At 60.6% G+C, this 23,343-nt stretch carries 22 protein-coding genes; 14 read left to right on the plus strand and 8 right to left on the minus strand.

The annotated features are described in order from the left end of the window. Both moeB and AC0IYH_RS03120 read right to left on the minus strand, forming a co-directional pair. On the minus strand, nucleotides 1-1,863 hold the full coding sequence (moeB, locus tag AC0IYH_RS03115; protein ID WP_471832942.1) for a molybdopterin-synthase adenylyltransferase MoeB: 1,863 nt from the start codon (nucleotides 1,861-1,863) through the stop codon (nucleotides 1-3). 26 nt (nucleotides 1,864-1,889) lie between these two features. After that, nucleotides 1,890-2,783 (minus strand): EamA family transporter, encoded by an 894-nt coding sequence (locus tag AC0IYH_RS03120; RefSeq protein ID WP_163821339.1) that lies wholly within the window; start codon nucleotides 2,781-2,783, stop codon nucleotides 1,890-1,892. A 160-nt stretch (nucleotides 2,784-2,943) separates the two neighbouring features. Here AC0IYH_RS03120 and AC0IYH_RS03125 point away from each other — a divergent pair, with 160 nt between their 5' ends. Then, complete coding sequence (locus AC0IYH_RS03125; RefSeq protein ID WP_116626046.1) at nucleotides 2,944-4,368, plus strand: aminotransferase-like domain-containing protein; 1,425 nt, start codon at nucleotides 2,944-2,946, stop codon at nucleotides 4,366-4,368. A gap of 54 nt (nucleotides 4,369-4,422) precedes the next feature. Here the strand turns inward: AC0IYH_RS03125 and ppsR are convergent, their stop codons facing one another. Beyond that, nucleotides 4,423-5,241, minus strand: coding sequence for a posphoenolpyruvate synthetase regulatory kinase/phosphorylase PpsR (ppsR, locus tag AC0IYH_RS03130; RefSeq protein ID WP_116626047.1), 819 nt, complete (start codon nucleotides 5,239-5,241; stop codon nucleotides 4,423-4,425). Between the two features lie 178 nt (nucleotides 5,242-5,419). Here ppsR and ppsA point away from each other — a divergent pair, with 178 nt between their 5' ends. The 8 genes from ppsA (at nucleotide 5,420) to AC0IYH_RS03170 (ending at nucleotide 13,514) form a co-directional block, all read left to right on the plus strand. Next, nucleotides 5,420-7,795 (plus strand): phosphoenolpyruvate synthase, encoded by a 2,376-nt coding sequence (gene ppsA, locus AC0IYH_RS03135; protein ID WP_471832943.1) that lies wholly within the window; start codon nucleotides 5,420-5,422, stop codon nucleotides 7,793-7,795. 105 nt (nucleotides 7,796-7,900) lie between these two features. Next, nucleotides 7,901-8,890: an alpha/beta fold hydrolase gene (locus AC0IYH_RS03140; RefSeq protein ID WP_471832944.1), complete on the plus strand. Its 990-nt coding sequence runs from the start codon at nucleotides 7,901-7,903 to the stop codon at nucleotides 8,888-8,890. A gap of 187 nt (nucleotides 8,891-9,077) precedes the next feature. Beyond that, nucleotides 9,078-9,569: a ribonuclease E activity regulator RraA gene (gene rraA, locus AC0IYH_RS03145; protein WP_049711998.1), complete on the plus strand. Its 492-nt coding sequence runs from the start codon at nucleotides 9,078-9,080 to the stop codon at nucleotides 9,567-9,569. A 25-nt stretch (nucleotides 9,570-9,594) separates the two neighbouring features. After that, on the plus strand, nucleotides 9,595-10,590 hold the full coding sequence (locus AC0IYH_RS03150) for a zinc transporter ZntB (protein WP_471832945.1): 996 nt from the start codon (nucleotides 9,595-9,597) through the stop codon (nucleotides 10,588-10,590). 85 nt (nucleotides 10,591-10,675) lie between these two features. After that, on the plus strand, nucleotides 10,676-10,921 hold the full coding sequence (locus AC0IYH_RS03155) for a hypothetical protein (RefSeq protein ID WP_005790375.1): 246 nt from the start codon (nucleotides 10,676-10,678) through the stop codon (nucleotides 10,919-10,921). Nucleotides 10,922-10,923: 2 nt separating this feature from the next. Beyond that, nucleotides 10,924-11,748 carry a mechanosensitive ion channel family protein gene (locus AC0IYH_RS03160; protein WP_003175519.1) on the plus strand — a complete coding sequence of 275 codons (825 nt, stop codon included), beginning with the start codon at nucleotides 10,924-10,926 and terminating at the stop codon, nucleotides 11,746-11,748. Nucleotides 11,749-11,835: 87 nt separating this feature from the next. After that, nucleotides 11,836-12,426, plus strand: a complete 591-nt coding sequence (gene sigX, locus AC0IYH_RS03165) for an RNA polymerase sigma factor SigX (protein ID WP_116626051.1) — start codon at nucleotides 11,836-11,838, stop codon at nucleotides 12,424-12,426. 107 nt (nucleotides 12,427-12,533) lie between these two features. After that, nucleotides 12,534-13,514, plus strand: a complete 981-nt coding sequence (locus AC0IYH_RS03170) for an OmpA family protein (RefSeq protein WP_116626052.1) — start codon at nucleotides 12,534-12,536, stop codon at nucleotides 13,512-13,514. A 60-nt stretch (nucleotides 13,515-13,574) separates the two neighbouring features. On the opposite strand, the gene cobA is transcribed toward AC0IYH_RS03170, so the two are convergent. The 5 genes from cobA to AC0IYH_RS03195 all read right to left on the minus strand — a co-directional run bounded on the left by cobA (nucleotide 13,575) and on the right by AC0IYH_RS03195 (nucleotide 19,251). Then, on the minus strand, nucleotides 13,575-14,318 hold the full coding sequence (cobA, locus tag AC0IYH_RS03175; RefSeq protein ID WP_116626053.1) for a uroporphyrinogen-III C-methyltransferase: 744 nt from the start codon (nucleotides 14,316-14,318) through the stop codon (nucleotides 13,575-13,577). Between the two features lie 26 nt (nucleotides 14,319-14,344). After that, nucleotides 14,345-16,015, minus strand: coding sequence for a protein kinase domain-containing protein (locus tag AC0IYH_RS03180; RefSeq protein WP_471833018.1), 1,671 nt, complete (start codon nucleotides 16,013-16,015; stop codon nucleotides 14,345-14,347). Then, complete coding sequence (locus AC0IYH_RS03185) at nucleotides 16,015-17,226, minus strand: MFS transporter (RefSeq protein ID WP_116626054.1); 1,212 nt, start codon at nucleotides 17,224-17,226, stop codon at nucleotides 16,015-16,017. The genes AC0IYH_RS03180 and AC0IYH_RS03185 overlap by 1 nt, the downstream gene beginning before the upstream one ends. Before the next feature lie 210 nt (nucleotides 17,227-17,436). Then, nucleotides 17,437-18,012, minus strand: coding sequence for an ANTAR domain-containing response regulator (locus tag AC0IYH_RS03190; protein WP_065940675.1), 576 nt, complete (start codon nucleotides 18,010-18,012; stop codon nucleotides 17,437-17,439). A gap of 12 nt (nucleotides 18,013-18,024) precedes the next feature. After that, a complete protein-coding gene (locus tag AC0IYH_RS03195) occupies nucleotides 18,025-19,251 on the minus strand; it encodes a CmpA/NrtA family ABC transporter substrate-binding protein (protein ID WP_122772409.1) in 1,227 nt (408 codons plus the stop codon). Between the two features lie 274 nt (nucleotides 19,252-19,525). Between AC0IYH_RS03195 and sctC the strand changes: the two genes are divergently transcribed. From sctC to AC0IYH_RS03220, 5 genes are all read left to right on the plus strand, one after another. Beyond that, the gene (sctC, locus tag AC0IYH_RS03200) at nucleotides 19,526-20,965 is read left to right on the plus strand and encodes a type III secretion system outer membrane ring subunit SctC (protein ID WP_122772408.1); all 1,440 of its coding nucleotides are present in this window, start codon (nucleotides 19,526-19,528) and stop codon (nucleotides 20,963-20,965) included. A gap of 15 nt (nucleotides 20,966-20,980) precedes the next feature. Then, the gene (locus AC0IYH_RS03205) at nucleotides 20,981-21,193 is read left to right on the plus strand and encodes a FliM/FliN family flagellar motor switch protein (RefSeq protein ID WP_116626056.1); all 213 of its coding nucleotides are present in this window, start codon (nucleotides 20,981-20,983) and stop codon (nucleotides 21,191-21,193) included. Nucleotides 21,194-21,348: 155 nt separating this feature from the next. Next, on the plus strand, nucleotides 21,349-21,765 hold the full coding sequence (locus tag AC0IYH_RS03210) for a winged helix-turn-helix domain-containing protein (protein ID WP_471832946.1): 417 nt from the start codon (nucleotides 21,349-21,351) through the stop codon (nucleotides 21,763-21,765). Further along, nucleotides 21,758-22,219, plus strand: a complete 462-nt coding sequence (locus tag AC0IYH_RS03215; protein WP_116626058.1) for a transglycosylase SLT domain-containing protein — start codon at nucleotides 21,758-21,760, stop codon at nucleotides 22,217-22,219. Before AC0IYH_RS03210 ends, AC0IYH_RS03215 begins: the two co-directional genes overlap by 8 nt. A gap of 86 nt (nucleotides 22,220-22,305) precedes the next feature. Next, nucleotides 22,306-23,334 carry a quinone-dependent dihydroorotate dehydrogenase gene (locus AC0IYH_RS03220; protein ID WP_116626059.1) on the plus strand — a complete coding sequence of 343 codons (1,029 nt, stop codon included), beginning with the start codon at nucleotides 22,306-22,308 and terminating at the stop codon, nucleotides 23,332-23,334. Nucleotides 23,335-23,343 lie beyond the last annotated feature (9 nt).

The raw sequence follows: 23,343 nt of genomic DNA on the forward strand, positions 1-23,343 counted from the left end.
TCAGTACAAAGGCATGTCGGGTTCGACGTCGCGAACCCAGTGTTTCATGCCGCCCTGCAGGACTTTGGTGTTGGCGAAGCCCGCCGCCAGCAAGGTGCTGGCGGCTTGCTCGGCGCGGGTGCCGGCGTAGCAGATCAGGTAGTGGGTGTTGTCGCGGCTGAGGCTGGCGAGCTGCGCGTCCAGTTCGGCCAGGGGGATATGCACCACACCGGGCAACTTGCACACCTCCAGTTCGCTGGCGTCGCGCACGTCCAGCAGCACGTCGGCGCTGCGCGGGTGGTCGAGCAATTGCTTGAGTACTCGCGGCTTGATGTAGCGCTCTTCGGCCAGCGTTGGCCGGCTCGGCACGGCATCGGCGCAGGCCGCCGGGGCCAATGTTTCGCTGTGACGCAGCTCGGAACAGCACGGGCAGTCGGCGCGGCGCTTGAAGCGAATCTCACTGAATTTCATCGCCAGGGCATCGAAGCGCATCAAGCGCCCGGACAGGGGTTCGCCGATGCCGATCAGCAATTTGATCGCCTCGGTGGCCTGGATCATCCCAACCACGCCGGGCAGCACGCCAATCACCCCGCCGGCGCTGCAATTGGGTGCCAGTTCCGTCGGTGGTGCGCTGGGGAACAGGCAGCGATAGCAGGGCCCGCCTTTGTAGTTAAGCACGCTGATCTGCCCGTCGAAACGGTAGATGGCGCCGTACACCAGGGGTTTGTCGAGTTGCACGCAGGCATCGTTGACCAGGTAGCGGGTGTCGAAATTATCTGTGCCATCGATCACCAGATCGTAGGCGCCCACCAGTTCCAGAGCGTTGTCGGCATTCAAGGCGGTGTTGTGGGCGTTGATCTGGATATGCGCATTGAGGTCGTGCAGGCGCTGCTTGGCGGAGTCGACCTTGGGCATGCCAAGGGTGCTGTTGCCGTGGACGATCTGGCGTTGCAGGTTGCTGCTTTCGACCACATCGAAGTCCACCAGGCCCAGGGTGCCAACGCCGGCCGCCGCCAGGTAGAGGCTGATGGGTGAACCCAGGCCGCCGGTGCCGATCACCAGGACCTTGGCTTTCTTGAGGTTCAACTGGCCCTCGCGACCAACGCCGGGCAGGGTGATGTGGCGTACGTAACGCTGTACTTCTTCATTACTCAACGTGTCGACATCCATGCCGCCCGAGGTGGCGAGCAGCACTTCAATCCTGGCCTTTTCCGGCAGCCGGTCATCGGCGCTGATCAGCTCTTCCTCGGCCGTAAACAGGAAGTGTTCCTTGAGCTGGTTGTTCTTTTCGTGAAACAGGTGCGGGCGCAACTGCGGATGGCTGCTGCAGAGGTTTTCAATGACTTCGCGCAATGTCGATCCGGTGCCCTCAAGGGTCGACTCTGGCAGCTTGGCCACGCGGACCAGAATGTCGGGGAAAGAGACAGCGTTCATGGACAACTCCGTGTGCAGGTCGTTGAAGGGTTGAAGGGCAAAATCTTCGCCGTCCCAGGCAAACAGTTTGGAACCCAGGGCCTGGCCCTGGCGTACGTCGACCACCAGGTAACTGACCGGGTAGATCGGTTCGCCCATGAACAGCGCCTTGTCCTGGTCTTCCTGGCTGAAATACGCGCCGACGTCCGGGTGGGAGTGGTAGATCACCACCACCGGGTTGTCGCTACGCAACGCCTTGTTCATCAACAGTGTGTCGGCCACCGAGAACGTGTAGCCGTTGGCGGCGCTGCGCGGGTACATCTCGGGGTTCTTGCGGTGCAACTCATTCTGGATATTGCTGCCCAGGTACACGCTGCCGTCGGCGAAGACGAAACCGCAGCATTCCTCGGGATAGCTGCGGCTGGCGTGGGCGTAGATCTGTTCCAGGGCGGTAGGGCGGAGGACGTCCATGTTTCTCTCGCATAGAGGTGGAAGGGTCAATTTTTCTTGGCCAGGAGTTTTTCGATGGGCAATTTGGTGATCGCAAAACCGGCCAGCAGGATGGCCGAATACAGCATCAGGTCGCGGGATATCGCCACGCCCTCGTACCAGGCGCCGATGATCACCGCGAACACCGGAAAGATGATGAACACGAACGACAGGATGATCGGGCTCAAACGCTTGAGCAGCATGAAATACACGATAAACCCGCCCACCGACGCCACCAGCCCGAGGTAGAACAGGGCGCTCCAGGACCGCAGGGTGATGTCTTCGAACGTGGGGGTTTCAAACCACAGCCCCGCCACGAACAGCATCAGCCCGGCAATGCCGATGGGCAGGGTGTTGTAGGTGATCACGCTGATGGCGCTGCCTTTCTGCTTGGTGATCACGTAGCACAAGGCGTGCATGATCGCGGCGGTCAGAATTGCCAGCACCCCGAAAAACTCGGCGTGGTCCAGGTGCAGGCCCTGGCTGCGGATGATCATGTAGAGGCTGCCGAAACCGATGCCGATGCCGACCACCTGGGAGAAGTAGATGCGTTCGCGCAGAAACAGCGCAGAGAAAATCAGGATAAACACCGGCATGCAGCTGAACAGCAGGGCGGTGAGGCCCGACGACACATGCATCTCGCCGTAGTTGAGCAAGTAATAAGGCACGCTGAAGTAGGACAGGGTTACGAATACGAAGAACCAGCGGCTCTCACGCGGAAACATGATCGGCTCGCGGCGCACCAGGGCGAAACACAGGAACAGCGGGAACGCGATGAGGAAGCGCAGGCCGGCGGACGTCAGCGGCGGCACGCTCTCCACGGCAATCTTGATGCCCAGCCAGGTGGTACCCCAGCTCAGGCACACGATCAGGAACATCACGCTGGTGACCAGGCCGGCCAACCACTGTTTTTGGCTTTTTGTTTTGGCGGTGTTTTCGAGAACGGCGGACATTGGCATCGTTTATTGCTTCCCTGAGCCGAAATTGAACTCTATATTGAGCTTGTAATGAGTTGTAAAATTCGGCGATTGAACCCGTAAAAGCACACTATTAGGGCGAAAGATGGCTGTCAAAACAAATATTGACATGGTGTCAATTATGCGTGAGGGGTTGTCCAACGGGCAGGGCGTGAAGTACAAGCGCCTGTCCGATGTCATGGAACGGGGCATCCTCGAAGGCTTGATTGAACCGGGAAGAAAACTGCCGCCCCATCGGGTGCTTTCCGACAATCTGGGCGTGACCATCGGCACCATCAGCCGGGCCTACGGCGAGTTGGAACGCTTGGGGTTGGTAGTGGCGCGGGTGGGTGACGGAACCTTCGTGCGCAAGCGTGGGATGGAGCGCCAGCGCGATGAAGGCTTTCGCAACTTCAGCGAGGAGCCGCGCCAGTACTTCGACATGAGCCGCAACATGCATATCCCGGGGCAGGAAACCGCCTTTCTGGCCCAGAGCTTCCAAACCCTGTCGACCAACGCCAAGTTCCTCCAGGACATCAGCGCCTACACCCCGGACGCCGGCCTGCCGCGTTATCGCGATGCCGGCGCGCAGTGGCTGGTGCAGCGTGATTTTCATCCGATCCCAGAGCAGGTCATTTGCGTGAATGGCGGCCAGCATGGCTTGCTCTGCTCGATGATGGCGTTGCTGCGGGCCGGCGATACGGTGGTCACCGAGCAGCTGACCTACCCTGGGCTGATCACTGCCGCGCGCATGCTCGGGATCCGGCTGATCGGCCTGGAGATGGACGAGGAAGGCGTACTGCCGAGTGCGCTGGATGAGGTCTGTCGCAATCACCGGGTGTCGGCGCTGTATTGCACGCCGACCATCCAGAACCCGACCACGGCGGTGTTATCGGTGGCGCGCCGCGAAGCGTTGGTGAAGGTGTGCCGGGAACACAATCTGTTGATTCTTGAAGACGAAGCCCACGGCGTATTGGTCGAAGACCGGCCTGCGCCCCTCAGCCATTTCGCCCCTGAACGTACGATTCTGATCAGCAGCCTGAGCAAGGCGGTGTCCGCCGGCTTGCGTGTGGGTTATGTGCATGCGCCGCCGGCGCTGGTCAGTCGCATCTCGGCGGCCTTGCGTTCCACCTGTTGGATGGCCACGCCGGTGACCCTGGAGTTGGCCACCCAGTGGATCGAAAACGGCACGGCGGAATACCTGCTGCGCCAGCAGATCAACGAGATAAGCCGGCGCAAGGCCCTGGTGCAGGACCTGCTGGCCGGCCTTGCATACCGCACTCACCTCAACAGCCCGCACTTCTGGATCGAAGTACCGGAGCCCTGGCGCGCGTCGGAAATCGAGGCGGAACTCAAGCAGAACAATTACCTGATCGCCACCGCCGAGGCGTTTGCCGTGGGGCAAACGGCGGTGCCGCAGTTTATCCGCGCGAGTATCTGCAATACCTCGGGGGATGATCAGTTACTGCGGGCGGGGTTCGATGCGCTGGCCACGGCGTTGGGGCAGGGCGGGGGCAGGTTTCACCTGTAGATTTGGAGTGTACGCCGACCCAAATGTGGGAGGGGGCTTGCCCCCTCCCACAGGTTATTTGAACCGCCGCTCCACACCCTTCTCCACCAGAATTTTCGCCGAGATCTCTTCCACCGAAAAATGCGTGGAATTAATGTGCGCAATATTCTCGCGACGGAACAGATTTTCCACCTCGCGCACTTCGAACTCGCACTGGGCATAGCTGGAATAGCGGCTGTTGGGCTTGCGCTCATTGCGGATGGCTGTCAGTCGGTCGGGGTCGATGGTCAGGCCGAACAGCTTGTGGGAATGCGCACGCAGGGCGGCGGGCAGCGTCAGGTGCTCCATGTCGTCTTCGGTCAGCGGGTAGTTGGCCGCGCGGATGCCGAATTGCATGGCCATGTACAGGCAGGTAGGCGTTTTGCCGCAGCGCGACACGCCCACCAGGATCAGGTCGGCCTTGTCGTAGTAGTGCGTACGGGCGCCGTCGTCGTTGTCGAGGGCAAAATTCACTGCCTCGATACGCTCCATGTAGTTGGAGTTGTGCCCAATGGAATGGGACTTTCCTACCGAATAAGAGGAGTGTTCACTCAACTCCTGCTCCAGCGGCGCCAGGAAGGTCGAGAAAATGTCGATCATGAAACCATTCGACGTTGCGAGAATCTCACGAATGTCTTGATTGACGATGGTGTCGAAAATGATCGGCCGGAAACCGTCTTTGTCAGCCGCCAGATTGATTTGTTGTACCATGGCCCGCGCTTTATCCACGCTGTCGATATAAGGCCGCGTGAATTTGGCGAAGGTAATGTTTTCGAACTGCGCGAGCAGGCTTTGGCCCAATGTTTCGGCTGTAATGCCGGTGCCGTCGGAGATAAAGAAAGCAGATCGTTTCATTTGAGCCCTGGGCCTTAAGCTGATGGCGAATCTTGGATATGATAGGCGCGATTTTGCCGTCCCGCAGTGGGCCGCATTCTCACTTATTTTCCAGGTCCAGGCCACAAGCGCAGGCGTTAGCTCCTACTGAGCTGCCGGCGTCCTGAGCTTTTCCAACACAGTTAGTGGAGAGATCACCTTGGTAGAGTACGTAGTTTCCCTCGATAAGCTCGGCGTCCATGATGTAGAGCACGTGGGGGGCAAGAACGCATCCCTCGGCGAGATGATCAGTAATCTTGCAGGCGCTGGTGTGTCGGTGCCCGGTGGTTTCGCCACCACGGCCCAGGCTTACCGCGATTTCCTCGAGCTGAGCGGCCTCAACGCTCAGATCCACGCCGCGCTGGACGCCCTGGACGTCGATGACGTCAACGCCCTGGCCAAGACCGGCAGCCAGATCCGCCAGTGGATCATGGACGCCGAGTTCCCCGAGAAGCTCAACGAAGAAATCCGCACCGCCTTCGCCACACTGTCGGCCGGCAACCCGGACATGGCTGTTGCCGTGCGCTCCTCGGCCACCGCCGAAGACTTGCCCGACGCCTCCTTCGCCGGCCAGCAGGAAACCTTCCTTAACATTCGTGGCGTGGAAAACGTGATCCGCGCGGCCAAGGAAGTGTTCGCCTCCCTCTTCAACGACCGCGCGATTTCCTACCGTGTGCACCAGGGTTTCGACCACAAGCTCGTGGCCCTGTCTGCCGGCGTGCAGCGCATGGTGCGTTCGGAAACCGGCACCGCCGGCGTGATGTTCACCCTGGACACCGAATCCGGCTTCCGTGACGTGGTGTTTATCACCGGCGCCTACGGCCTGGGCGAAACCGTCGTACAAGGCGCGGTCAACCCGGACGAATTCTACGTCCACAAACACACCCTTGAAGCCGGCCGCCCGGCCATCCTGCGCCGCAACCTGGGCAGCAAGGCCATCAAGATGATCTACGGCGACGAGGCCAAGGCCGGTCGTTCGGTAAAAACCGTTGATGTCGACAAGGCCGAGCGCGCGCGCTTCTGCCTGACCGACGCTGAAGTCAGCGAACTGGCCAAACAAGCGATGATCATCGAAAAGCACTACAAGTGCCCGATGGACATCGAGTGGGCCAAGGACGGTGACGACGGCAAGCTCTACATCGTGCAGGCGCGCCCTGAGACGGTGAAAAGCCGCACCTCGGCCAACGTCATGGAACGCTACCTGCTGAAAGAAACCGGCACCGTGCTGGTGGAAGGCCGTGCCATCGGCCAGCGCATCGGCGCCGGCAAGGTGCGGATCATCAAGGACGTGTCCGAGATGGACAAGGTCCAGCCAGGCGACGTGCTGGTGTCCGACATGACCGACCCGGACTGGGAACCGGTGATGAAACGCGCCAGCGCCATCGTCACCAACCGTGGCGGGCGTACCTGCCACGCGGCGATCATCGCCCGTGAGCTGGGGATTCCTGCAGTCGTCGGTTGCGGCAACGCCACCCAACTGTTGAAAGACGGCCAGGGTGTAACCGTTTCCTGCGCCGAAGGCGACACCGGTTTCATCTTCGAAGGCGAACTGGGCTTCGACATCAAGCAAAACTCCATCGACGCGATGCCGGACCTGCCGTTCAAGATCATGATGAACGTTGGTAACCCGGACCGCGCCTTCGATTTCGCGCAGTTGCCGAACGCCGGTGTGGGCCTGGCCCGCCTGGAGTTCATCATCAACCGCATGATCGGCGTGCACCCCAAGGCCCTGTTGAACTACGACGGCCTGCCGCTGGAGATCAAGGAAAGCGTCGACAAGCGCATCGCCGGTTACAACGACCCGGTGGGCTTCTACGTCGAGAAGCTGGTGGAAGGCATCAGCACCCTGGCGGCGGCGTTCTACCCGAAAAAGGTCATCGTGCGACTGTCGGACTTCAAGTCCAACGAATACGCCAACCTGATCGGCGGCAAGCTCTACGAGCCGGAAGAAGAAAACCCGATGCTGGGCTTCCGTGGCGCCTCGCGTTACATCAGCGAAGCGTTCCGTGACTGCTTCGAACTCGAATGCCGCGCGCTGAAACGTGTGCGCAACGAGATGGGCCTGACCAACGTCGAAATCATGGTGCCGTTCGTACGCACCCTGGGTGAGGCGAGCCAGGTAGTGGACCTGCTGGCTGAAAACGGCCTGTCCCGTGGCGAAAACGGCCTGCGCGTGATCATGATGTGCGAACTGCCGTCCAACGCCATCCTGGCCGAGGAGTTCCTGGAGTTCTTCGACGGCTTCTCCATCGGTTCCAACGACCTGACCCAGCTCACCCTGGGCCTGGACCGTGACTCGGGGATCATTGCGCACCTGTTCGACGAGCGTAACCCGGCGGTCAAGAAGCTGCTGGCCAACGCTATCCAGGCCTGTAACAAGGCTGGCAAGTACATCGGCATCTGCGGCCAAGGCCCTTCCGATCACCCTGACCTGGCCAAATGGCTGATGGAGCAGGGCATCGAAAGCGTCTCGCTGAACCCCGACTCCGTGCTGGAAACCTGGTTCTTCCTCGCGGAAGGCCAAGCGTCCGTTTAAGGTCGATACGTCAAAAGTGCCGGTCACCCGTTGTGGGTGACCGGCATTCTTATCTGTACAGGGCGGAATCTTTGCGGACGTCGCCCTTTTTTGTGCAAGAGCATTATGCAAAGCAGCAGCAATCTATTTCCCGTCGCCCTGATCAGCGCTGAACGTCGTGGCGACCTGAGTGAAGACGTATACCGCCTCAAACCCGGTAACAGCCCCGACGGCACCGTCGAGTTGGCAGTCACTCGTTTGGGCCTGGCCGATGTCCCGGAAAACCGGGGCATCCCGATCATTTTGTTACATGGCAGTTTTTCCAATCGGCGCTTCTGGTATTCACCCAAGGGCATCGGCCTGGGCGCGTATCTGGCGCGCCAGGGGTTCGATGTATGGATCCCGGAAATGCGCGGCCATGGCCTGTCCAAGCGCAACCAGGGCTACGCGAAGAATCGCGTGGCCGACTACGCGCGTTACGATTTGCCGGCCATTGGTGCGTTTGTACGTGAGCAGAGTAAGCAGATCCCGCACTGGCTCGGCCATTCCCTGGGCGGTATCGCCCTGGCAGCGGCACTTGGCGGCCAGCACCTTGGCGCGCCGGCGGCTGCCTCGGTGGCCCTGTTTGGCTCCCAGGTCAGCCGTACCCATTGGCCGTTGAAAATTCCACCGGTGGAGTGGACCGGGCGTTTGCTGCTTAAACGCTTCGGCGAGGTGTCCGGCTCACGGCTCAAGCGTGGCCCCGAGGATGAGCCGGCGGGCGTGATGATCGAAGCCATGCGCTGGAACGGCCTGTTCGGGCGCTTTGGCGAGGGCAAGCAGGACTGGTGGAAGGGGCTGGCCGAGGTCGATGTGCCCCTGTTGGCGGTCAGCGCCGCAGGTGATCAGCAAGACCCCGACTGGGCCTGCCGCAAGCTCTTCGAGCAGGTTGGCTCCGACCACCGCCAATACCTGTGCCTGGGACGCCAGCAAGGTTTTACCGGCGATTTCGGCCATGTGGAAATGCTCGTCAGCAAAGCCGCGCAGGTTGAAGTGTGGCCGCTGGTTGCACAATGGCTGAAGGATCCGCTGACACCTCTGTTCGGCGCGCCTTCCGAGGCGTTGGCCACGGTGTGAAAGGGCGCTCTGCCAAGGGCGTTTCGCTCGTGTCTGGTTGCGGCTAACATATGACGCGTTAAACGCTTCTGGTCATATTCAGTCGCGCAGTGGCTATTGCGTTGCGACGATCCGGATGGGATGTTGCGCACCTGCATTGCCGACGCTTCTTTCGAAAGACGCTTCTTTGACGGAAAGGAATTTTTCAATGAACCACTACGTGACCCCTGACCTGTGCGACGCCTACCCGGACCTGGTGCAAGTGCTTGAGCCGATGTTCAGCAACTTCGGCGGCCGAGATTCCTTTGGTGGCGAGATTGTCACCATCAAATGCTTCGAGGATAACTCCCTGGTCAAGGAGCAGGCTGACCAGCCGGGCGCTGGCAAGGTGCTGGTGGTTGACGGTGGTGGTTCACTGCGCCGCGCGCTACTGGGCGACATGATCGCCGAGAAAGCCGCGAAAAATGGTTGGGAAGGGCTGGTGATCTACGGCTGCATCCGTGATGTGGATGTGATCGCCCAGACCGATCTGGGCGTGCAGGCCCTGGCCAGCCACCCGATGAAGACCGACAAGCGCGGCATCGGCGACCTCAACGTGGTGGTGACCTTTGCTGGCGTGACGTTCCGTCCGGGTGAATACGTGTATGCCGACAATAACGGTGTAATCGTATCGCCCAGCCCGCTGAAAATGCCTGAATAAACCGCAATAACCGACAGGGGTGAGGATGTTCGAGGAAGAAAACGCGCAATGGGGGCTGGTGCATGCCCTGGTGCTGGACGGTAAAGGCGGTGCGCGTTCGATTGCCCGGACTGAGCTCGACGACTTGCAACTGCAGCCTCACGAAAGCCTGTGGCTGCACTGGGATCGTAGCCATCCGCAAACCCAGACCTGGCTGCGCAAATCCAGCGGCCTGAGCGAATTCGCCTGTGACCTGCTGCTGGAGGAAAACACCCGCCCGCGCCTGTTGCCGCTGCCGGACGCCGAACTGCTGCTGTTCCTGCGTGGGGTCAACCTCAACCCGGGGGCCGAGCCGGAAGACATGGTTTCGGTGCGTATTTTTGCCGCCGCCAGCCGCGTGATTTCCCTGCGCTTGCGCCCGCTGCGCGCCACCGACGAGTTGCTGGTGCAACTGGCCGATGGCAAAGGGCCGAAAACCGCGTCGGAACTCATCCTTTATATGGCGCAGTACCTGACCAATAAAGTGCAGGATCTGGTCACTGACTTGTCGGAAGTCGTCGACGCAGAGGAAGAAAAGCTCGATACCGACGAACGGTATACGCCGGAGCATGGCAGCATTTTGCAGATCCGTCGGCGAGCGGCGGGGCTCAAGCGATTCCTCGCCCCGCAGCGGGATATTTTCGCCCAGCTGACCCGGATAAAACTGCCGTGGTTCTGCGATGACGATGCCGACTACTGGAACGAATTGAACAACAGCCTGACTCGCTACCTGGAAGAGCTCGAATTGACCCGGGAGCGCGTGGGGCTTGTGCTTGAGGCCGAAGACCGGCGCTTGAGCGTGCGCATGAACCGCACCATGTACCGCTTCGGCATCATCACCGGGATCTTTCTCCCGATGAGTTTCCTGACCGGCTTGCTGGGCATCAACGTAGGGGGCATACCCTTCTCCGCCAGCCCCTACGGATTCGTGATTGCGTGCCTGTTGATGGTGTCGGTGGCATTCGGACAATGGTGGCTATTTCGACGATTACGCTGGGTTTGAGCTGAATATGAGCTGAATGCAAGCACGGGGTATGTGACCCCGGGAATTTAACCCTCGTCTTTTAAAACACTTGCGAGAGGTCTATATGCACGATCCGTTCGAACAGTCTTTGCGTGACATGCTCAATGCTTCGCCGTCCAACCGTGACGACGATGCCTGCCTGGGCCGCGTGTTGAAAACCGCCAACCGTCAGGTGGGGGCGGGTGACCTGTTCGGTCTGCTCGGCCGCTGGCTGCCGGCGTTGATGATGGCCCTGAACAACGGTTCGGCCCACGTATCGCCTGTTTCCCGTCGTAAACCTCTTGCTCGCACTGCTGATAAGGCTGATTGAATATGGAACTTGATCTCTGGACCCAGAGCCTGGTCACCGCGATGACCGCATTGTGGACCAAGGTGGCGAATTTCATTCCCAACCTGTTTGGTGCCCTGGTACTGGTACTGCTGGGCTTTGTCGTGGCCAAACTGCTCGACACCCTGCTGTCCAAATTGCTCGCAAAGCTGGGTCTTGATCGCTTGATGGCAGGCACCGGCCTGACCAAGCTTTTGGGGCGTGCCGGGCTGCAAGTGCCGATCTCCACATTGATCGGCAAGATCGTTTATTGGTTTGTTTTGCTGATTTTTCTGGTTTCTGCGGCTCAATCCCTTGGACTTGAGCGAGTTTCAGCTACGCTCGACATGCTGGCGCTGTATTTGCCGAAGGTTTTCGGTGGCGCGCTGGTACTGCTGGTAGGTGTTTTGCTCGCGCAACTGGCCAATGGCCTGGTGCGCGGCGCGGCCGAAGGCGTGGGGCTGGACTATGCTGCCGGCCTGGGGCGAATCGCTCAGGGCCTGGTGATCATCATCAGTATTTCAGTCGCAATCAGCCAGTTGGAGGTCAAGACTGACCTGCTCAACCATGTGATTGTGATTGTTTTGATTACCGTTGGTCTGGCCGTTGCGCTGGCCATGGGGTTGGGAAGCCGGGAAATTGCCGGGCAGATTCTTGCGGGAATCTATGTGCGTGAGCTGTATCAGGTAGGGCAACAGGTGCGTGTGGGCGAGGTCGAAGGGCAAATCGAAGAGATCGGCACAGTCAAGACGACGGTGCTGACCGATGACGGCGACCTGGTGTCGTTGTCCAATCGGATCCTCCTCGAGCAGCAGGTCAGTAGCCGCTAACCCGGTAAACCCTGCTAATGTACGCCGCCGCAAACCCGGCTGACCGGGCTGTAGCGGACATTGACCTGACTGTCGGCACGACTTGTTTTGAATAAAGCCCAAACGCTGTCCACGCGCTATGACCCCCGTGAGCTCTCTGATGAGGAGTTGGTCGCGCGCGCGCACACGGAGCTGTTTCACGTAACTCGCGCTTACGAAGAATTGATGCGCAGATATCAACGCACTTTGTTCAACGTTTGTTCAAGGTATTTAGGGAACGATAGAGATGCGGATGATGTCTGTCAGGAAGTGATGCTCAAGGTGCTGTACGGCTTGAAGAACTTCGAGGGCAAATCGAAGTTCAAAACCTGGCTATACAGCATCACGTACAACGAGTGCATCACGCAGTATCGGAAGGAACGGCGAAAGCGTCGCTTGATGGACGCATTGAGTCTTGACCCCCTTGAGGAGGCGTCTGAAGAAAAGACGCCGGCACCCGAGGAGAAGGGCGGACTCGATCGCTGGCTGGTGTATGTGAACCCGATTGACCGGGAAATTCTGGTGCTACGATTTGTCGCAGAGCTGGAATTTCAGGAAATCGCTGACATCATGCACATGGGTTTGAGTGCTACAAAAATGCGTTACAAACGTGCTCTAGATAAATTACGTGAGAAATTTGCGGGCGAGACTGAAACTTAGTGCGTGGCAAATATCTCTTACGTGTAGGCAAGTTCTGTTAGACTTGCCACCGAGTTGTCCCCCGGTTTGTGGGACTGCTTTACAATCACCAGATGGGGATTTAACGGATGAAACTGAAAAACACCTTGGGCTTGGCCATTGGTTCTCTTATTGCCGCTACTTCTTTCGGCGTTCTGGCACAAGGCCAAGGCGCAGTTGAAGGCGAGCTGTTCTACAAGAAGCAGTACAACGATAGCGTCAAGCACATCGAAGACGGCTTCAATCCAGGCGCTCGCATTGGTTACTTCCTGACCGACGACCTGTCCTTGAACCTGTCGTACGACAAGACTAACCACACCCGTTCGAACGACGGCACTGGCAACCAGAAGATCAAAGGCGATACCGGCAGCCTGACTGCTCAGTACCACTTCGGTCAGGCTGGCGTTGATAGCCTGCGTCCATACGTTGAAGGCGGTTTCGGCCACCAGAGCCGTACCAACGTTCAGGCTGACGGCCACAGTGGTCGCGATCAGTCGACCCTGGCTATCGCTGGCGCTGGCGTGAAGTACTACTTCACCAACAACCTGTACGCTCGTGCTGGTGTTGAAGCTGACTACGCAATCGACAACGGCAAGTGGGACTACTCCGCACTGGTCGGCCTGGGTGTGAACTTCGGCGGTAACGCTGGCGCAGCAGCTCCAGCTCCTACCCCAGCACCAGCTCCAGAGCCAACTCCAGAGCCAGAAGCTCCAGTTGCTCAGGTTGTTCGTGTTGAGCTGGACGTTAAGTTCGACTTCGACAAGTCCGTTGTTAAGCCTAACAGCTACGGCGACGTTAAAAACCTGGCCGACTTCATGGCTCAGTACCCAGCTACCAACGTAGAAGTTGCTGGCCACACTGACTCCGTAGGTCCAGACGCTTACAACCAGAAGCTGTCCCAGCGTCGTGCTGACGCTGTTAAGCAAGTCCTGGTTAAAGACGGCGTGGCTCCTAGCCGTGTAACTGCTGTAGGTTACGGCGAATCCCGCCCAGTTGCTGACAACGCAACTGAAGCTGGTCGTGCTGTTAACCGTCGCGTAGAAGCGTCGGTTGAAGCTCAAGCTCAGTAATTACTGAGTGGTAGAAAAAAGCCCGGCTTAGGCCGGGCTTTTTTTCGCCTGCGATTTGCCTCAGGCGCTGGCTACCGAGGCGATACAAGCAGCTTGGGCTGCGCAGGCAACACGGCCGATCACCAGGATTGCCGGGCTCTTCAGCGCGAATGCCTGGGCATCCTCATACATGCGCGACAGCTCGCTGCGACATTCGCGCTGCTGGGGCAACGAGGCATTTTCGATCATCGCCACCGGCATGTCCGCCGCCATCCCGCCTTCCAGCAATTGCTGGCGAATTTCCTCCAGCTTTGCCACGCCCATGTACACCACGAGCGTGGTTCCGCCTTCGGCCAATGCACGCCAGTTCAGGCGGCTGTCGTCCTGAGTGTGGGCCGTGACCAGGGTTACGCCACGGCTGACTCCGCGCAAGGTCAGCGGAATATCGCAATTCGTCGCCCCGGCCAGCCCTGCTGTAATGCCGTTGACCAACTCTACCTCGACTCCTCGTTCGCGCAGCCACATGGCCTCTTCACCCGCGCGTCCGAAAATGCACGGATCTCCGCCCTTTAGCCGCACCACACACTTGCCCTGGCGTGCGTAGCGCAGCATCAGGCGGTGAATAAACGCCTGAGGGGTGGATCGGCAGCCGCCGCGTTTACCCACGGTGACCACCCGCGCCTTGGCACAATGTTGCAGCACCGCTGGGTTGACCAAATCATCGATCAGCACCACATCGGCTTCGTTCATGGCTCGCACTGCCTTGAGGGTCAACAACTCCGGGTCGCCGGGGCCTGCGCCCACCAGCCAGACTTTTGCATTCATGGGTTTACCCTCGTGTAGAGATTGGTTCAGCTGTGAAAAAGTGAATAAAGCAGCACCAGATTGATCAGCATCGAAAGCAGCGCCAAGGTGCGCCAGACCTTCAAGGGCTCGCGCTCCAGCAACGGTCTGGGTCGAATGCTCAGCTCTTGTCGGTCGGCCTGTTCCAATACCCGCAACCATTCCTCGGCGGTTTCGTAGCGCTGTGCCGGGTTGGCGGCCACTGCCCGTTCCAGGCTCAGTGGTAGCCAATCCGGCAGGTCGGGGCGATAGCGGCTGGCGCTGATGGGCTGGGTGAATCTGGGGCGTTGGAACGCTTCGATTTCACCGTAGGGGTAATGCCCGGTCAGCAGGTAATACAAGGTGACGCCGACGCTGTATAAATCCTGCTGGCTCGTAGGAGGCTCACCATTAAAGCCTTCGGGGGCGATAAAGCTCGGCGTGCCGGGCAGTACGTGAGCGCGGTCTTGCGACAGGCCTGGGCAGTACGCCAGGCCGAAATCCAGTACGCGCAGTTCCGAGTCGTCCCCCAGCAGCAGGTTTTCCGGCTTGATGTCGCGGTGCAGGATCTGTCGTCGATGCAGCATGCCCACGGCCCGCAGCAGGCGCTCGGCCACGGACTGCCATTGTGCCAGCGGTAACGGACCTTGTTGCGCGAACAGTTCGGCCAGGGTTTTACCCGGGTATTCGCGCATCACGTAGTACAAATGCTGACGGCCGCTGGCGGCATGCACTTCAGGAAAGGCGCGCCCGGCCACTCGCCGCAAAAACCACTCCTCGGACAACAACGCCTGGCCGGCGTCGCTGTCATCGTCGTGGCTGAGGGGCAGGGTTTTCAGCAGCCAGGGTTGGTCTTGGGCATCCCGCACCCGGTACAACAATGATTGCCGGCTCTGCGCCAATACGCTTTCTACCTGCCAGCCCTCAAAGTGTTGCCCTGCCTTCAACGGCGGCGGCAACGGCCATTGCTGCAACTGCACCAAGGCATCGCCGAGGGTGGCCGCGCCGAGCCTGTCGACGCGCACCAACAGGGCGCTGGCATTGTCCTGGCTGCCCGCCAGGTGAGCGGCGCTCACCAGGGTGTTGACCGCCCGCTCCAGGTCCAATTGCTCACGCAGGATGGCGCTGATGCTGTGATCGCCCAGGGTCGCCCACACCCCATCGCTGAGTAGCAGGAAGCACTCGCCTTCGCGCAGTTGGCCATCAAGGAAGTCCAGCACCAGGTGTTGGTCCAGCCCCAGCGCGCGCTTGAGCACATGCTGCATACCGGGCTGTTCCCATACGTGATCCTCGCTGATGCGTTGCAACTCACCGTCGAGCCAGCGATAAGCCCGGCAATCGCCGACATGGGCCAGGGTGAAGCGTTGACCGCGAAACACCAGGGCGCTGAGGGTGGTGAGCAATGGCTGGCCGCCACCGTTGGCCTGCAGCCAGCGATTTTGCGCCAGCAGCAAGCGCTCCAGCGCCTGCGCCACGCCCCAGGTTTGCGGTGTGGCGTAGTAGTCCAACGCCAGGGCCTGCAAGGTCGAGCGAGCGGCCAGGCCGCCGTCGGCGCACTGGCTCACACCGTCGGCCATGGCGCACAGGTAGCCTTTGCTTGCCGCCAGCTCCGCCACCGGGGTGACCACCCGCAGCGCGTCCTGGTTTTCGGCCCGGGGGCCGATGGCGCTGGCCTGGGCGACGCTCAGTTGCAGGCTCATCAGACGCGTGCGGCCGTTACGGCGGCGGAACCCCAAGTGGTTCTCCAGCGACGCTTGACGCCATGCAGCCCGAACCAGGCCAGCACACCCAAACTTGCGAACAGCCAGAGGGCCAGTTGATAGCTGCCGGTGCTTTGTTTGATGGCGCCCATGCCCGCCGCCAGGGCGAAACCGCCGATGCCGCCGGCCATACCGATCAGCCCGGTCATCACCCCGATTTCACGCCGGAAACGCTGGGGCACCAGTTGGAACACGGCGCCATTGCCAGCGCCGAGACCGAGCATGGTGCAGACGAACAGTGCCAGTGCCGCGTAGGAACTTGGCAGGTTGAAACCGACCGCCGCGATGCAGATCGCCGCCACGCTGTACATGCCCAACAGGGTACGGATCCCGCCGAAGCGGTCGGCCAGGGCGCCGCCCAGTGGGCGCATCAGGCTGCCGCCGAACACGCAGGCGGCGGTGTAGTAGCCGGCGGTGACCGGGCTCAGGCCGTACTGGTCGTTGAAATAGCCGGGCAGGGCGCTGGCCAGGCCGATAAAACCACCGAAGGTCACGCTGTAGAAAAACATGAACCACCAGCTGTCGCGGTCGCCCAGGGCCTTGAAATAGTCGGCCATGGATTTGGCTTTCGGGCGTTCCGGGGCGTTGCGGGCCAGCCAGGCGAACACGATCAGGGTGAGGATCAGCGGGATCAGCGCAAAGCCAAACACATTGCTCCAGCCAAACGCCGCAGCCAACACCGGTGCGAGCAGCGCAGCAAACACAGTGCCCGAGTTACCGGCACCGGCGATGCCCATGGCCTTGCCCTGGTGTTCCGCCGGGTACCACTGGGATGCCAGCGGCAGCGCCACTGCAAAGGACGCGCCGGCCATGCCCAGGAACACGCCCAGCAACAGCGCCTGTTCATAGCTGTGGATGCCCAGCTTCCAGGCACCGAACAGCGCCACGATCACAATCACCTGGCCGATCAGCCCGGCGGTCTTGGGCGACAGCTTGTCGGCCAGCATGCCCATCAGAAAGCGCAATATCGCCCCGGCGAGGATCGGCGTCGCAACCATCAGGCCGCGTTGTTGAGTGGTCAAGTGCAAGTCGGCGGCAATTTGTATCGCCAGCGGGCCCAGCAGGTACCAGACCATAAAGCTCAGGTCGAAATACAGGAACGCGGCAAACAGGGTCGGGGTGTGCCCGGATTTCCAGAAGCTTGATTTCATCACGCACCTCAACGGTTGGGAGTCTTGTAAGAAGGCCTGGTGATGGAGTTGCCGGTTGAGGCCACCCCACCGGCCCCGTGTTAAGGGGCCAAAACGAAAAAACGCCGCCACCGGGTTCGCGAGGGCAAACCGGGTGTGCGACGTCTTTGTCGTGGAGGGGCAACCGCCGTTGGTTACCTGTAATGATTCTTTAGCAAGAGCTGAGCCACATCAGCCGAGCAGTTCACTCATGGCGATAATCTGCTCCGCGACCTGGATCAGTTTCTGCTGGCGGCTCATGGCCTGGCGGCGCATCAGGGTGTAGGCCTCTTCCTCATTGCAGGCCTTCATTTTCATCAGCATGCCCTTGGCCAGCTCGATGCGCTTGCGCTCGGCCAACTGCTGGTCGCGGGCCTGGAGCTGGGCGCGCAGGGCCTGGTCGCTTTCGAAGCGCGCCATGGCCACGTCGAGAATCGGTTGCAGGCGCTGGGCCTGGATGCCTTCGACAATGTAGGCGCTGACTCCGGATTTAATGGCCTGGCGCATCACGTCCGGGTCATGCTCGTCGGTAAACATCACGATCGGCCGCGGCTGGTCGCGACTGACCAGCACCACTTGCTCCATCACATCACGGCCCGGTGACTCGGTATCGATCAGGATGACGTCCGGGCGCACCGTTTCGACGCGCGCGGGCAGGTCGATGGTCAGGCCCGACTCATCGATCACCTCAAAACCGGCCTCGATCAGCGCGGCCCTGAGCCGGCCGACTTTGCGCGGCGTGTCGTTGATCAACAGGATTCGCAGCATGGTGGGCTCCTGTCAGCGCAAGGCTTGGCGGTGGGCTGCGTCGGCCATGGCATGCAGGCGGAAGCTGCGCGCATAGCCGGCGGGGTCCGAGCCATCCCAGACCTTGCCGTCGATCAATTGGCTGCTGCGCATGTCGTGCCCACTGGCCGTGATCCCCACGGCTTCGGCAGCCTGGCGGTAGAGCCGCAGCTGTTGCACTTGGCGGGCAACGCTCAGGTAGTCGGGGTCTTCGCGCAGCAGGCCCCAGCGCCGGAACTGGGTCATGAACCACATGCCGTCCGACAGGTACGGCAGGTTCACTTCGCCAGCGCCAAAGAAGCGCAGGGCGTGAGGATCCTGCCACCTGTTGCCGAGGCCATCGGCATAGGCGCCGAGCAAGCGCGGCTCGATGCAGTCGAGCGGGGCATCAAGGTAATCGCGCCCGCTGAGCAATTGCGCGGTGGAGCGACGGTTCTCGATGCTCTGTTCGATAAAACGACTGGCCTCCAGCACCGCCATCACCAGCACGCGGGCGGTGTTGGGGTACTGATCGACAAAGGCCTGGGTGCAGCCGAGGACTTTTTCCGGATGATCCGGCCAGATCGCCTGGGTGGTCGCCAGCGTAAAACCCTGGTGTTGCTGGACAGCGCTGGCACACCAAGGCTCGCCGACGCAAAAGCCGTCGATACGCCCGGCTTGCAGGTGCGCGACCATTTGCGGCGGCGGGACCACTACGCTGTTCACATCCTGTAAAGGGTGAATGCCTTGGCTCGCCAGCCAGTAATACAGCCACATGGCGTGGGTGCCTGTGGGAAAGGTCTGAGCGAAGGTCAGTTTTGTTCGGCTTTGGTGCACGTGGCGGTCGAGTGCCTCAGGAGTGGTCACGCCTTGCTCCTGCAAGCCACGGGACAGGTTGATGCTCTGGCCGTTCTGGTTCAGACCCATCAGCACTGCCATGTCGGTGGGGGCCACGCCGCCGATGCCCAAGTGCACGGCATAGATCAGCCCGTACAGGCTGTGGGCGGCGTCCAGTTCACCGCTGACCAGTTTGTCGCGCAGGTTGGCCCATGAGGATTGGCGCTTGAGGTTCAGGGTCAGCCCATAGGGTTGCGCGAAGCCCTGGGTGGCGGCCACCACCAGCGAGGCGCAATCACTCAGGGCCATGAACCCGAGGTCGAGGCTGCTTTTTTCCGGGGCATCACTGCCGTTGACCCAGGCCAACGCGTCGTTTCTCGGGCTGTTGCCAACCGAATCGTTCATCAAGACCTACCTTTTCTTTCAAAAAAAAGCGTCGTTCCCTGCACCTGGCGATGTAAGCCATTGCAGGTAACGACGCCTTTGTCCGTAAGCTCGCTCCGCCGTTGGCGCGCGCTCTGATACAGAGTCCATAGCAAGGCACATGCCACGGGGCGACAGGCGCGGCTGGCCGTCAACTTTCCATCAAGATTGAAACTGGACTGCCTTTCAGTATGGCCGCTTCTTTATGCCAGGCTGCCCAGGGAGCCCCACGGTGTACGCTGAATTCTCCGCAACCATGCCCCGCCGCTGGCTTTGTCGCTGGCTGCTGTTTGCCGCGTTGATGTTGGGCACTTCGCTTGCCTGTGGCGAAACTTACCAGGCACAGGACGAAAGCCTGCATACCGTGTTTACCGCATTGTCTTTGCCGTTGGGCGTGCCCATCGTCGTGAGCCGTGCGGTGGCGCGCAAGCGCATCAGCGGGCTGCTTGACCTCGATGCGCCGCAACAGACCCTGGAGGCACTCGCGCTGCAACAGGATTTGATCTGGTACAGCGACGGGCAAGTGCTTTATGTCTATGACGCTGGCGAAGCCAAGAACTCGGCGGTCGCGTTGCGGCATATTTCCATCGACAGGCTACGTGCCCTCATGCGCCGCTCGGGCCTCGATGAGTCGCGCTATCCCTTGCGCGTAAGTGGAGGGCGGACGTTTTACGTGTCCGGCCCGCCGAATTATGTCGATCAGGTTCTGCGCCTGGCCCAACTGATGGACCGGCAACGGGCGGACCTGCGCGTAGGTACCCAGGCCTTTGCAGTGGTTCAGGTACTCAATACCCAGGTGGAAGATCGCCATTACGGCGCCAGCGACAGCCCGGTCACAGTGCCGGGCATGGCATCGATGATCGAAACGTTGCTGGCCAGTGAGCGCAAGGGATTGCTGGCCGACAAGACAATCGGAGTGATCGCCTTTCCGGACGCCAATAGCCTGCTGATCAAGGGCAAGCCGGCGCAGGTGAGCTTGATCCAGAAACTGGTGGCCGAACTGGATGTACCCAAGCGATCGATCGAAGTGTCGTTGTGGCTGGTGGACGTGGATCGTGACGAGCTCAAGAAGCTCGGGCTCGGTGGAGGGGACGACGGCGAAGCCTCGACCACTCGAATCATGGACCCCCTGGACGATAACCGTTTGATGGCGCAGATCACGGTGCTGGAACGCCGGCGGCGCGCAAGGGTGGTGACGTTGCCGGTGATTCTCACCCAGGAGAATGTGCCGGCGGTGTTCCAGGACAACCACACCTTCTACTTGCCTGCCCCCGGTAGCGATGAGGCCGACTGGAAGCCCGTGCGTTATGGCACGCAGGTCAGCGTATTGCCGCGTTTTACCGAGGCTAACCAGATTGCGTTGCACCTTGATGTCGAGGATGGTCGCCAGATGACCGAGGCGGCGCGACGCGACGTGCCTTCAGCGGTGGGGTGGGTGGGCATTGATAGCGTGGTTCGTGTGCCGCAAGGCAAACGTTTGTGGTTGGGAGCGTTTCGACGAGACTCGACAGAGCAGGTGCGCAGCACGGTGGCCGGGCGTTCGGCGCCGGTGCGCCTGTTTGTCATTCAGGCGCGGGCCGTGGGTGACGAGTTCAAGACTCCGGCAGGGGGCGTCGGGCCTCCGCCATTGACTGCGGCGCAATACGAGCGTGTGCAGCGTGCGTTTGTACAACCGGGCCGCGAAGTTTCTCCGTGAAGAAGGCGTTACCCCATGCATCTGGAAATCTTGCTACAGGAACAATTGGTCAGCCGCAGGCGCCTCGCAGCTTTTGCGCCAGGCAAGGTATTGCCATTGGCGCCTGAGGCTATTCACTGCGTGGAAGTACGCGTCAATGGCCTGCTGTTTGCCTTGGGGGAGTTGGTGCAGTTGGAGGATCGTTTGGGCGTTGAGCTGCATGAGATTTATGAGGGGGGCGCAGGGTAGGGAAGCGTCCTACGTTTTGGTTCTTGATATCTCTGGATATATAGGTTTTTTCCTAGCGTGAGGAGTAGGGCAGGTTTTTATAGTTGTGACATGGGCGGATACGCCGTTACTGGAAATAGGGGCTTCAATGTCAGTTGTCGGATACCGAGGTATGTATGGTCGTCGCGAAGAGTGAAATGACGACACATGCGCTGGTTTTTGCGCGTTGGACCCTGCATGGCGACGGGCGCCTGACCGGGGAGGGGTCAGATGTTCAGTTACCGCCCAAGGAATGGCATGTATTGCGATTGCTGCTGGCTTCCGGTGGTGGGTTGATGACCAAGGATCGCCTGCTGGAGTTGGCCTGGCCGCAGGGGGAAGTCTCTGAGGAGTCGCTGACACGTTGCATTTACTCGCTGCGCAAATACCTGGGCGTGGACAAGGTGTTTATCAAGACGATCTACGGTCGAGGTTATCGTTTTACCTGCGCGGTGCAGACCGATCGGGAAGCGTCGGCGGGGGGACGGGGGCAGAGAGGGCATGTGTGTTCGGTCTGCGGCCAGGTCAGCCATGAGCGGTTGAAACATGGCTAGGTTCTGGAGCAAAGGGCTGTTGGTCGGCATCTTGATGGGCAGCAACCAGGTGCTGGCCAATTGCTGGGCCGAGACTGCCAGTCGCTACGACATCGAGCCGGAACTGTTGCAAGCTATCGCCGTGGTGGAGTCGGGTTCCCGTGCCGGGGCGGTCAACGCAACCAACAGCAACGGCACCCGAGACATCGGCCTGATGCAGATAAACAGCATTCATTTGCCGCGCCTGCTCAAGCAGGGGATTACCGAGGAGCGTCTGTTGACCGAGCCTTGCCTGTCGGTGGAGGTGGGCGCTTCGATTCTCGCGGAGTTCATCCAGCGTTTTGGCTATAACTGGACGGCGGTGGGTTCCTACAACGTGGGAGTGGGCGGCGGGCCGCAGCTCGAGGCGTTGCGCCTGCGTTATGCAGAAAAAATCTGGACGCAGTACGAGGCCCTGGTCATGCAGCGGCATTGACGTTTGCACGGCACGCCTCGCGCGCGCGCCGTGACCCCGGCTATAATCGGCGCCACCTTTCGCCGCCATCCGAGTCTAGCCCGCCCATGTATACCCTGGCCCGCCAGCTGTTGTTCAAACTCTCCCCGGAAACCTCCCACGATCTGTCCCTGGACCTGATCGGTGCCGGTGGCCGCCTGGGGCTCAATGGTCTGGTGTGCAAGGCGCCGGCGAAAATGCCGGTGTCGGTGATGGGACTGGACTTCCCCAACCCGGTCGGGCTGGCGGCTGGCCTGGACAAGAACGGCGCGGCCATCGATGGCTTTGCACAGCTGGGTTTCGGTTTTGTCGAAATCGGCACCGTGACCCCACGGCCGCAGCCGGGCAACCCCAAGCCGCGTATCTTCCGCCTGCCGGAAGCCGAGGCGATCATCAATCGCATGGGCTTCAACAACCTGGGCGTTGATCATTTACTGTCGCGGGTTCAGGCGGCGAAGTACAAGGGCATCCTGGGGATCAATATCGGCAAGAACTTCGATACCCCGGTGGAGCGCGCCGTCGACGACTACCTGATCTGCCTGGACAAGGTCTACGCCCACGCCAGCTACGTCACCGTCAACGTCAGCTCGCCGAACACGCCAGGCCTGCGCAGCCTGCAGTTTGGCGACTCCCTCAAGCAATTGCTCGAAGCCTTGCGCCAGCGCCAGGAAGACCTCGCCGTGCGCCATGGCAAGCGCGTGCCGTTGGCCATCAAGATTGCCCCGGACATGAGCGACGAAGAAACCGTGCTGGTCGCCCAGGCCCTGGTGGACTCGGGCATGGATGCAGTCATCGCCACCAACACCACCCTCAGCCGTGTCGGCGTTGAAGGCCTGGCCCATGGCGATGAAGCCGGTGGCCTGTCCGGTGCCCCGGTGCGCGACCAGAGCACGCATATCGTCAAGGTGCTGGCCGCTGAGTTGGGCGGGCGTTTGCCGATCATCGCGGTGGGCGGCATTACCGAAGGCAAGCATGCGGCTGAAAAGATCGCTGCGGGTGCGAGCCTGGTGCAGTTGTATTCGGGCTTTATCTACAAGGGCCCTGAATTGATTCGCCAGTCGGTGGATGCAATTGCGGCACTGCCGAAGAAGTCTTGATCTGCAGGC

The sequence above is a fragment of the Pseudomonas sp. AC463 genome (assembly GCF_979253585.1).